Annotated in this window: 9 protein-coding genes; 2 read left to right on the forward strand and 7 right to left on the reverse strand. The window is 57.9% G+C overall.

The annotated features are described in order from the left end of the window. Nucleotides 1-89: 89 nt before the first annotated feature. The 6 genes from HRU82_07510 to HRU82_07535 form a co-directional block, all read right to left on the reverse strand. Entirely contained in the window at nucleotides 90-2,318 is a 2,229-nt protein-coding gene (locus tag HRU82_07510; GenBank protein QOJ34798.1) for an NADP-dependent isocitrate dehydrogenase, read from the reverse strand. A 26-nt stretch (nucleotides 2,319-2,344) separates the two neighbouring features. Continuing rightward, nucleotides 2,345-4,588 (reverse strand): aconitate hydratase, encoded by a 2,244-nt coding sequence (locus tag HRU82_07515; GenBank protein ID QOJ34799.1) that lies wholly within the window; start codon nucleotides 4,586-4,588, stop codon nucleotides 2,345-2,347. Nucleotides 4,589-4,685: 97 nt separating this feature from the next. After that, the gene (locus tag HRU82_07520) at nucleotides 4,686-6,506 is read right to left on the reverse strand and encodes an ATP citrate lyase (GenBank protein QOJ34800.1); all 1,821 of its coding nucleotides are present in this window, start codon (nucleotides 6,504-6,506) and stop codon (nucleotides 4,686-4,688) included. 54 nt (nucleotides 6,507-6,560) lie between these two features. Then, entirely contained in the window at nucleotides 6,561-7,763 is a 1,203-nt protein-coding gene (locus HRU82_07525; GenBank protein QOJ34801.1) for an ATP citrate lyase, read from the reverse strand. A gap of 183 nt (nucleotides 7,764-7,946) precedes the next feature. Further along, nucleotides 7,947-8,819, reverse strand: coding sequence for a DNA-formamidopyrimidine glycosylase (gene mutM / locus HRU82_07530; GenBank protein ID QOJ34802.1), 873 nt, complete (start codon nucleotides 8,817-8,819; stop codon nucleotides 7,947-7,949). A 104-nt stretch (nucleotides 8,820-8,923) separates the two neighbouring features. Then, nucleotides 8,924-9,334, reverse strand: a complete 411-nt coding sequence (locus HRU82_07535) for a dual specificity protein phosphatase family protein (protein ID QOJ34803.1) — start codon at nucleotides 9,332-9,334, stop codon at nucleotides 8,924-8,926. A gap of 112 nt (nucleotides 9,335-9,446) precedes the next feature. Here HRU82_07535 and HRU82_07540 point away from each other — a divergent pair, with 112 nt between their 5' ends. Further along, nucleotides 9,447-9,806: a hypothetical protein gene (locus HRU82_07540; GenBank protein ID QOJ34804.1), complete on the forward strand. Its 360-nt coding sequence runs from the start codon at nucleotides 9,447-9,449 to the stop codon at nucleotides 9,804-9,806. Between the two features lie 233 nt (nucleotides 9,807-10,039). Here the strand turns inward: HRU82_07540 and HRU82_07545 are convergent, their stop codons facing one another. Further along, nucleotides 10,040-11,206, reverse strand: coding sequence for a methyltransferase domain-containing protein (locus HRU82_07545; GenBank protein ID QOJ34805.1), 1,167 nt, complete (start codon nucleotides 11,204-11,206; stop codon nucleotides 10,040-10,042). Nucleotides 11,207-11,316: 110 nt separating this feature from the next. Between HRU82_07545 and HRU82_07550 the strand changes: the two genes are divergently transcribed. Beyond that, nucleotides 11,317-11,565 carry a hypothetical protein gene (locus tag HRU82_07550; GenBank protein ID QOJ34806.1) on the forward strand — a complete coding sequence of 83 codons (249 nt, stop codon included), beginning with the start codon at nucleotides 11,317-11,319 and terminating at the stop codon, nucleotides 11,563-11,565. Nucleotides 11,566-11,670: the final 105 nt, after the last annotated feature.

Here is an 11,670-nt window from a genome sequence, read left to right on the forward strand (position 1 = left end):
TCCATCCGGCCCGCCGGCTGCCGCCGAGTTGACGACGGTGCGGGGCAGTCCACCACTTGGACCACCCCGCTCAGTCAGTGACGACACCCTTAGGCGATGGCGTCGATGATGCTGTTCAAGGTCGCGCTCGGACGCATTGCTTTGGCGGCCTTGGCATCGTCCGGGTGATAGTACCCGCCGACGTCCTGCGGCTTGCCCTGCGCGGCCAACAATTCCTGGTCGATCTTCTTCTCGTTGTCACTCAAGTCCTTCGCGATCTTTGTAAACCGCTCGGCGATCTTCTTATCCGCGGTCTGCGCGGCCAACGCCTGCGCCCAGTAGAGCGCGAGGTAGAAGTGGCTGCCGCGGTTGTCGATCTCGCCGACCTTGCGCGCGGGGGACTTGTTGCTCTCCAGGAACTTCGCGTTGGCCTGATCCAGCGTGTCCGCCAAGATCTTGGCCACCGGATTGTTCCCCACCTTCGCCAAATGTTCGAGCGACGCGGCCAACGCGAGAAATTCACCGAGCGAATCCCACCGCAGGTAGCCTTCCTGCTCGAACTGCTGCACGTGCTTGGGCGCCGATCCTCCCGCGCCGGTCTCGAACAATCCGCCGCCGTTCAGCAGCGGGACGATCGAGAGCATCTTGGCGCTGGTGCCGATTTCGAGGATCGGGAACAGGTCCGTGAGATAGTCGCGGAGCACGTTGCCGGTGACGGAGATCGTGTCCTTGCCTTCCTTCATCCGTTCGATGGAGTAGCGGCAGGCATCGGCCGGCGACATGATCTTGATTTCGAGGCCGGTCGTATCGTACTTCGGCAGGTAGGCGTTGACCTTCTTGATCAGCTCGGCATCATGGGCCCGGTCCTTGTTCAACCAGAACACCGCCGGAGCGCCGGTCGCACGGGCGCGCGTGACGGCCAGCTTGACCCAGTCCTGAATCGGGGCGTCCTTCACCTGGCAGGCGCGCCAGATGTCGCCCTCTTCCACCTGATGTTGGTGCAAGACCGTGCCGTTCGCATCGACGATGCGGATGGTGCCGTTGCCCGGCGCCTTGAAGGTCTTGTCGTGGGAGCCGTACTCTTCCGCCGCCTGCGCCATCAATCCGACGTTCGGGATGGTGCCCATCGTGCGGGGATCGAACTGGCCCTTCTGCTTACAGAACTCGACGACTTCGTGGTAGACCGGCGCGTAGCTGGCGTCGGGGATCACGCATTTCACATCGGCCAGCTTGCCGTCCGGGCCCCACATCTTTCCGCCGTCGCGGATGACAGGAGGCATGGAGGCGTCGATGATGATGTCGCTCGGCACATGGAGGTTGGTGATGCCCTTGTCGCTGTTCACCATCGCCATCGGCGGGCGCTTCCGATACACCGCCTGGATGTCGGCTTCGATCGCCTTGCGCTGATCGTCCGGCAGGGACTTGATCTTCGCATACACGTCGCCGAGCCCATTGTCCGGATCGACGCCCAGCTTCTTGAACGTCTCGGCATACTTTTCAAACACGTCCTTATAAAACACCGTCACGGCATGGCCGAAGATCTTCGGGTCCGAGACCTTCATCATGGTGGCCTTCATGTGGAGCGACCACAACATACCCTTGGCCTTCGCATCTTCGATTTGCTCTTCTAGGAACTTCCGCAACGCTTTGACGCTCATGAACGTCGCGTCAAGCACTTCACCAGCCTGCAGGGCGATTTTCTCCTTCAGCACGGTGGTCTTGCCGTCCGCACCGACGAATTCGATCTTCGCGGTCGTGGCAGCTGGAATCGTGACGGACTTCTCATTCGAACGGAAATCTCCGCTCTTCATGTGTGACACGTGGGTCTTGGAGTCGGCACTCCAGGGCGACATCTTATGCGGGTGCTTCCGGGCATAGGCCTTGACGGAGAGCGGCGCACGACGATCCGAGTTCCCTTCGCGAAGAACCGGATTCACCGCACTGCCTTTGACTTTGTCGTAGCGGGCCTTGATGTCCTTTTCTTTTTCGTCCTTCGGATTCTCCGGATAGTCTGGCAGCTTGTAGCCCTGGGCCTGCAGTTCCTTGATCGTGGCCACCAGCTGCGGAATCGAGGCGCTGATGTTCGGCAGCTTGATGATGTTGGCTTCCGGCGTCTTGGCCATTTCACCCAGCTCAGCCAAGGCATCATGTTGCTTCTGTTCCGGTGTCAAATATTCCGGAAAGACCGCAATGACGCGTCCGGCCAATGAAATATCCCGCAATTCCACCGTGACACCCGCCGCCTTCGTGAAGGCGTTGATGATGGGGAGGAACGAATAGGTCGCCAACATCGGCGCTTCGTCGGTCTTCGTATAGATGATTTTGTCTGCCTTCGCCATGGTCGTCTCCCTCTCTCCTTTATGGATTAGTTCAGCGCATTCAACGCCGAACCGGCCTTGAACCAGGTGATCTGCTGCGCGGTCATGCTATGGTTCGTCTGAATCTTCACATCGCCGCCCGCCTTATGGATCACCACTGTCACGGGCTTTCCCGGCGCAAGATTCGCCAAATCAACCACGCTGATCCGATCGTTTTGCTCGATCTTGTCGTAGTCCTTGGGATCGGCGAACGTGAGCGGGAGGATGCCCTGCTTCTTCAAATTGGTTTCATGGATGCGCGCGAAGCTCTTGGTGATGACGGCCCGCACGTTCAAGAACCTCGGCGACATGGCGGCATGTTCCCGACTGCTGCCTTCGCCATAGTTTTCGTCACCGACCACGATAGACCCGATTCCCTTCGCTTTATAGGCGCGGGCGATTTGCGCGATGGTCTGGTTGGCTTCGCCAGTCAACACGTTCGTTCCCTTGCCGGGCTCCGACGAAAAGGCGTTGTTGGCGCCAAGGAACATATTGTCGCTGATCTTATCCAGATGCCCCCGATACTTGAGCCAGGGTCCAGCGGGAGAAATGTGGTCCGTCGTGGTCTTGCCTTTAGTCTTGATCAAGAGCGGCAATTTTTCGAAATCCTTGCCGTCCCACTTCGGGAACGGCTGCAGGAGCTGGAGCCGCTCGCTGGTCGGTGGGATATCGACCGTGAGATTCGACCCGTCCTCTGCCGGTGCCACATAACCCTCTTCTCCTTTTGCGAAACCCTTCGCCGGCAATTCCTCGCCGACCGGCGGCTGCAGCTTGAATTCCCTCCCGTCCGCGCCCTTCACCGTCTGATTGACCGGATCAAAGCCCAGGTCGCCCGTAATGGCATAGGCCGTGACGACTTCCGGACTGGCAAGGAACGAGAGGGTCTCACTGATACCGTCGTTGCGGCCGGGGAAATTGCGATTGAAGGAGCTGACGATGGAGTCTGCCCGGCCCTTGACTCCGTCCGCGCGCTTCCACTGTCCGATGCAAGGACCGCAGGAATTGGAGAGGACCGTTCCGCCCAGCTGCTCAAAGGTATCCAGGAAGCCGTCTCGCTTCATGGTGTGATAGATCCGCTCGGAGCCCGGAGAAATCAGGAAGGAAGCCTTTGCCTTCAAGCCCGCCTTCAACGCCTGCTGGGCTACATGGGCGGAACGGCTGATGTCTTCGTACGACGAGTTCGTACAGCTGCCGATCAACGCCGCCTTCAGCTCGACCGGATAACCCTTCTCTTGCGCTTCCGCCTTCAATTTTGAAATCGGTCGCGCCAAATCAGGGGTATGGGGACCAACCACGTGCGGTTCCAGCTTGGAGAGATCGATCTCGACGATCTGGTCGTAGTATTTTTCCGGCGATTGTGCAACCTCTGGGTCAGCCACCAGCAGATCTTTATGCGCCTGGGCAAAGCTTGCCAAATCGGCCCGATCGGTAATCTTCATGTATGCCACCATCTTCTCGTCGAACGGGAAGACGGAAGTCGTGGCGCCCAATTCTGCGCCCATGTTACAAATCGTGCCCTTGCCGGTCGCGCTGATCGTGTCCGCACCCGGGCCGAAATATTCCACGATCTTGTTGGTCCCACCCTTTACCGTGAGCAGACCGCACAAATAAAGGATCACGTCCTTGGGTGAGGCCCAGCCGCTCAACTTTCCGGTCAACCGTACGCCGATCAACTTAGGATGGAGCACTTCCCACGGGAGGCCAGCCATGACTTCCCCGGCATCTGCACCGCCAACGCCGATCGCTAGTCCGCCCAAACCACCACCATTCGGGGTGTGCGAGTCGGTTCCGATGATCAGACACCCGGGGAATGCGTAATTCTCCAGCACGACTTGGTGGATAATGCCGGCGCCCGGTTTCCAGAAGCCGATGCCGTACTTTTTCGCGGCGGAGGCCAGAAAATTATAGACTTCTTTGTTCTCGTCGAGCGCACGGAGCAGGTCCTTTTGGGATCCCATTTCGGCACGGATCAAGTGATCACAGTGGATCGTGCTCGGCACCGCCGCCTTTTTCTTGTTGGCTTGCATGAATTGCAGCACGGCCATCTGGGCGGTGGCATCCTGCATGGCCACGCGATCCGGGCGGAGAGCCAACATGGCCTTGCCTCGCTCCCAGTTTTGACTGTCAAAGTTGTCCGCGTGCGAAACAAGAATCTTCTCGGCGAGCGTCAGACCCCGACCGAACTTCTTTCTCGCCTTGGCGAACACGTCGGGCATTTTGGCATAGAGGTTCTTTGCAAGATCCATCGACATGGTTTATCTCCGTCTTGGAATAAATGCCTCGCCGCCGCTCGCAACCCGTAGGAAGAATACGTCATCACAACCGGCAGGCGACGCGTCAGAGTCCTCGTTACTTCAGCGGCGGCACTTCGCGACGCTTGGGCGCCGCATAATTGACCAAATAATCGAACAGCCGAATCAAACGGCTCTCCTGGCGTTTCTGGTCGACCCAATGTCCGATCAACCCGATAGTGCGCGAGAGGATAAAGAACCCGTTCAGGCTGTCCACCGGGAATCCGATATCCACGAGCACCGCAGCCATCGTCCCATCGACGTTCAGAATCAGGTTATCCTTCTTGGCTGCCGTGACCTTCTCGACCTCCAACGCGAAGTCGAGGCACGGGGTCTTGATGTTCAGGCTCTTCACGTACCCGACCAGCTCTTTCACACGCTTGTCCGGATTACGCAGGCTCTTCACACGATGGCCGATACCCGGCACCGGGCCGTGATTTTTCTTCATGTAGGCCAGGAATTCATCCACCGACATCTTATTATCGACGGCATACTTGAAGAACCGCCCGGCATCCGTCACCGCTCCCCCGAAGCGCGGGCCGATCATGATCAACCCGGCGGCCACAGCCTGAGAAAGCCCGATTCCCGCACAGGCCGCAAGAATCGTGGCATAGGCGCCGCTGACGCAAGGGCCATGGTCGGCCGATAGCATCATGATGCGCTTGATGATCTCAGCCTCCTGTTTGGAAATCAGACGCTTGTCCCACAACAAGCCGATCACGTGGGGGATTTCATAACCTTTATTGATCAATTCTGAGGCAGGATACCCGTCGTAACAGGGTTCATCACCCCTGTCATCGCTGATCGTGGTGCGGATCAACGGCGCAACCATCACCTCGTCTGCCTTCATCGCCTCTTCTACCGTCTTCGGCAACTTGGGCAAGGAAGCCGGCTCCACCGGCGCCTTCACCTGACCGGACTTGAGCAACTCTTCGTAGGTCTCCTTGATCGCCGGACCCAGCGCGCCGAAGGTGGCCGGCACAATGGCACCGGCTTTTTTCAGCGCATCCGACTTCGAACGCGCCGAGCCTTCACCCTTCATGCCTTCCTTCGCGCCCGCATGGCCGAACTTCATCCCCTTGGGCAGGCTTTCTTGACAGAAGCCGGACACGACGCCGATCAACTTGACCCGTCGCTTCTTGGCGCCGTACCACTCTGCCGCGCGCTCCTCCAGATCGCCGCCCATTTCACCGACGATCACAACCGCCTTCGTCTGCAGGTCGTTTTCAAACATTTCGAGATAGCTGACATAGTCGGTCCCGGGGTATGCATCACCGCCGATACCGATGGCCGTGGTAATACCGTCGGCGAACTGCGAACAGATCCAAATGATTTCATTTGAGAGACCGCCGGACTTGGTAATGACGCCGAAGGACCCCTCTCGATAGAGTTTCGAGAGTACCAAGTTGTCGAACGCACCGCCGATGACGCCCAAACGGCAGGCGCCGGCCGAAATAATGCCGATGGAGGATGGCCCGTTGAAGACCTTTCCGAGCTTGCGTGCATGGGCCCCGAGCAGCTTGGCGTCTTTCTCCGGCACGCCTTCGGTGATCATGGAGACGACCTTAATGTGCGGATCGTCCAGAGCTTCCATCCCGCCCTTCATCGCACGATCGGCTCCGATGTAGACCAGGCTGGTATTGATCGAGGGGTGATGCTTCGTCGCTTCGGCAATAGTCTTGTAAACGGGAATGGCAATGAGGCCGCTGCCATAGGGGATTTCGTTCGTCTTGCCCGCGTCCGGCGGATAGACAAAGGCTTCGACATTCAGTGGTCGCTTGATCAGATAACAGAATTCGGCCATGCGCCGTGCGGCATTGACACCGGCCTGCCCGCCTTGAATCACGACGCGGGTGTCCTTGTTTGCCAGAATACTCATCGGGCTCTCCCCTTATTTTGCATTGTCGCAGTTCGTATGGTTGATCGCGGCGGGCTACCCCTTCGATTGGACCGCCTTATCCACAATATCCGTCAAGGGCGTGTTCCGATCGAACACATGGATGTCGAACCCTTCGTCTTTCAGCGCGCGCATGGCATCCAGACCTTCTTTCTCCCGCGGCCCACCTCGACGCACCCAAATTTTGACGCCCTTCAGCTTCCCGTCGGCCTTCGCCTTCCGGAATCCATTGATGATGCCCCCGAACGTCTTCTTCACGTCGGTGAAGTTGGCGATGGCGCCACCGACGATGATGTTCTTGATGCCCGGCAGCGAACAGACTTTCTCCGTGAGGACTTCGACGGCCCAATCCGGCGGATCGCCCGAGTACTCGGCATAGTTGGCAAGCTTCCCTCCCCGAGCCACCACCGCATCGGAATAATAGACGCTGGCACCGCCGCCCGCCGGCAGCATCGCAGTATCTCCACCGGGGATCTCGATGAATTTGACCGAGCCCTTGATTTTGCTGTCGACTGCCATGACTTCCAGTTCGTCCTTCGAATAGGCGCGGCCAAATTCTGCGGCGAAGGAGAAACTCCAGTCGGGGTGACGAAATTTGGCATCGCCGTCCAACAGCGTCACGGCATCCAATGCCACTAGTTCACCGTCGCTCTCGCGCAGCACGACGGGATTTACTTCCAGATATTGGGCATCTTCGCTGTCGAAGCAAGTGAACATCTTTCCGGCAAACTCAGCCATCTTCTTGGCAAGTGCCCCACTGAAACCCGCTTCCCCGGCCACTTTGTTCAGCTGGTCAGGCGTCGGGGCCTGGCCGACATCGAGCGTCAAGCGCTTCACCCGATCCCAGTTCGATTCGACCTCGATGCCGCCACAGTTCGCAACAAGCACTTCAGCCCCTTCGCGGGTCGACTTCACCGCACAATAGTATTCTTCCTTGTGCGGGATCATTTCCGACACAATCACCTGCGACACGGTGATGCTCCCGACCTGACGGCCGATCATCTCCTTCACTGCGGCCTCTGCGCCCTTCAGATCGAGATCGATCTTCACTAGGCCGAGCTTAAACCGTGAGCCCAGTGCTTCATGGGCCTTTGCGACCAACTTCGACTTCTTCAGCCAGTCATTGACTTGGCCCAGCTTGGCCAATTCCTCAGCAGACGTGACTACTGCATAGTTGGGGACGTTGATCCCCCACTTCTTCATCAGTCCCATGCCGGGACCTTCAAGCACTTTCGCCATGGTGGACGACTCCTTGAATATGTGAGCGGGCAGAGAAAAGGACCGCCAGAGTACCGAAATCTAGGGTTTAGCTCAATCCGCCAAAGGGCCTACATTTCGAGATCAGAAGTCCTACCACAAGGGGCACCGAAGATTCATCACCCTAACTCCTTGAAACAACTGTTAATGCAGACCACCCACGTCTTATCTTGTTCCCCGCAAGGTTCGGCCTTTTCCCGCAGACCGGCGACATCTCCGCTGGCACATCGGACAGTAAAACGAACTGCGTTCGCCGACGGCTCGCTGTATGACGGATCCACAGACATTCGGACAGGGTTGTCCTGCCTTGGCATACACTAAATGTTTCCGCTTGTACTGGCCTTCACGACCATCAGGCGCAAAATAGTCGCGTACACTTGATCCTCCCAACGCGATCGCTTCGCGCAACACCTCGCCCATGGTCCGGTACAGCAGCATGATCGCATCATCTCGCAGTCGATTCGCCGCCTGGTCGGGATGAAGTTTGGCGCGGAAGAGAATCTCGTTCGCATAGATGTTGCCGATTCCTGCAATCACCTGTTGGTGCATCAAGAGGGGTTTCAGTCGCCTACGCGTGGTCTCGAGAATTTGGCGGAAGGCTTCATACCCGATTGCCAAGGGATCCGGACCGAAACGGCGCATGAGATACTGATCGAGCCCCTCCCGATCGAGCAGCGATAGGCGTCCAAACCGCCTAGGGTTCCAGTATCGCAGCTCCGATTCCGCGCATCCCTCCAGGGACAGAACGAAATGAACATGTTGCGGCGAATGAACCGGCACCGATTGAAACAATAACAGCCCCGTCATCCCAAGTTCCGCCACCAAAAACCGTGGCTGCCCATTACGAGTCAGGGTCAGGATAACGCTCTTGCCCTTACGCTCAATAGCCGTAATGCGAGCCTGCCGGTACCATTCCAGGGTAGAGAGCCCTTCCCTGACAATGTCCCCACGACCGATCCAGCAGTCCCGCACGGTGGCGCCAAGCACACGTTCACGCAAGAGACGCGCGGCAACCTCGGCTTCCGGCAATTCAGGCATGGCTGACCAATTTGGGGATAGGGAAACGGCAACGAATGGGAAGATTACGCCACGATCGTGCAGGGAATTGCAACAGCTACGCCGACCACGCGGAGCAGTTGGCGCTAGCGGATCCGGCGAGCGAGCTGGACGCCCTGGATCACTTCCTCCAGACGAGGCAACGGCATGCCTCCAGGACGACGGGTCAGAACCAGCTTGAGGGAATCGGCATAGGCCATCCCTTCGACGCAACAGAGGTAGGCAATGATGACCGAGACCGATCGACCCATCCCGGCACGGCAACAAACCAGGACCCGATTCTCCCCAACATGGGACTCGATCCACGCCACCGCCTCGGCCAAGGCCTGGATCGTCGGCTCCCCAAATTCTTTCATCGGGACCTTGGCATAATGCACCCGAGATGGCACGGTGATGTTCTGCTCCTCCGCCACCATGAGGACTGCTCCGACTTGCGGTGGAGGATTGGTCGCGTCCTGGGCGTTCCCGACGAGTAATCGTCTGTTAATGAGATGCATGGGTACCTAACTATAGGCAGTCCCGATTGTTGGTCAAGACTTCCCGCCGGCCCGGCAGTTGAAGATCACCACGTCGATGCGTATACTGCCCTCACCATTCGAGGAAATTCCTGTGGCTCATCTTTCGATCGAGGACGTTGAAAAGCGCCTATCCGCCGTCACCTGCGCTGTCTGCAAGACAAACCGCTTCGGAATCGACCGACGGACCCTGCAGGCGGACGGTGAATGCCGTGGAGTCTGCCTGCAATGCCGGTATAACTTTCCCGTCTATACGGACATGGAATTTTATCTTCGGACACAACCGGATGTGCAATATCGACTCAAGGAAATATCATGCCCCCATTGCCGGCATCGGGGTGTCCGGTTAGACTTTCGTGCAACATTGTCGGTCCGGGAGGCGGTCTACTTCGTCACCTGTTCCGCATGCAACGCCGAGTTTCCTGAGCGATCTTCGCTTGAGGCCTTTGAATAACGCAGTCCGAATTGGTGTATACTGAACTTATGGCTGATAGACCACAACCAGACTCCTCGTCACCCGCAGGCTCTCTCCCGGCCGACCAGGGGAACAAACCTCGGAAGGAAATCCCCCTGATCTCCGTCCCGAATGACCGCGACATGATCGCCAACGAAATGGCGGAGCTTTTCGATGAAGATCGTGTCACGCATCAACACGGAAGTTCAGAGCCGGAGTCGGATTAACCGGCCTCAGGCCGGCCGAACAATCTCCGCTGTTCCGGAGAGTGGAATTCGGCCCACTGTTCCAGGCTTTCCCTTGCGATTTTTGCGAGAGATCTCGCTCACCCGCACGATGGCTCCACGATGCCACTCGTCGAACGGAGCATTGCTGGAAGAGCGCTCCCGATCCAGGCGGCCGATTTCCACCCGTCCCCCCTCGTCGCACCACCACACGCGTCGCTCCCCTTTCATCACCCGAAGTTCGCTCACCACCCTGTGGAGTTCGGGACTCCATGGCACCAAGGTCTTTCCATCTTTGCGAAGAATGAGGTAGGAAAATTTCAGCGCGTCCTTGATGAAGCCGACGACTCGGTCCATCTGTTGGATCCAAATCGGCCTGATCCATGGTCGCTCCTCATGACACCAATCGTCATCTTTGCCCAAAGCAGGGCAAGAGCGGGCATGCAGACAAGGGCTGTAAAGGGTGGCTTGCCCCTGACTCAGAAGGGTATCCCTCACGCCATGGAGGCTTCGAGAAACTGTCCGAAGGGCCGGCTCAATGATCATGAGCGTACCTTCCGGAGAAAGCAGAGTCAGCAGATTGCCGACGAGCTGGGCACGCCGCTCTTGAGCATCTGGCCGATCGCAATAGATCTCTGACAGCAAGTTCTGGACGACGATCAGATCGTATGGCCGCCGACTGTTTCCTTCCAGCAAATCGCGTGGCAACCCTTTTTCGATGTTGCATTCGTAGAGATGGAGAATCGGCGCAGCGGTCACTCCCTCGCCGGCGCGGTAATTCCTCAGGAGCTGACCACACAGTCGGAGGGCCTTGGATGAACAATCGACTCCCGTGGCTTCAAATGCTTGAGTTCCTCCAGCTTCATGACGTCGCACCCAGTCCAGTATACCCAACAAGCCAGTCCCTGGCCCGCAGCCCACATCGAGCACTCGAAAGGGCCTCTCGTTTCCCCCGACGCCCAGCACCGGAGCTGATTCATTCAGAAGCAGTTGCACCTTGGCGAGATTGACCGGCAAAAAATAAGTGAGATACCCGGCACGAAGCGTGGGATCGTCCAGGTAGGGAGGCCCCTCACGCAATCCTTCTCGCGTGAACATGAGCGAAAGTCGAGAGACCGCTTCGGCGATGGAGCGTGGAATGCTGGAGTCCGGCGTGCGGAGGTCAAATCCGCTCACCGTCGACAGGGTATCAAGGACTGGTCGGGAGATTTCATAGGACCGGGGCATGCAACCTGTTGACCCCTCAAAAGAAGCTAGAGTATCTTACCTGAAGAAAGGAAACAATCATGAATGACGCCATCCTGCAGGCCTATCGAGAGATCGAGATGGCCATGGAACGGTATACCATCCTGCTGGACGAGCATGTACGCACCCTCGAAACGGCACAGCCCAAGGATTCGGTAAAACTGGAGCGCATGACCCACGGTGCCAAGGCGATGCGTGATAGCAGCATCATTTTCCTGTCCTACGCCAAATTCATCGCCCACGGCATGCCGGAAAGCCCGGATATGATCGAAGAGGACCTGCAGGGTTAGCTACTCGCATAGCCCGCACCTTTGCAGTTGGTGACAGGACACCCCAACCGCTTCTCAAATGAAAAGAGCCTGCCTTTTTACAGGCAGGCTCTTTCACTTTCAGGC

Origin of the sequence: Nitrospira sp., assembly GCA_015709715.1 — a bacterium.
Classification (GTDB): Bacteria; Nitrospirota; Nitrospiria; order Nitrospirales; family Nitrospiraceae; genus Nitrospira_A.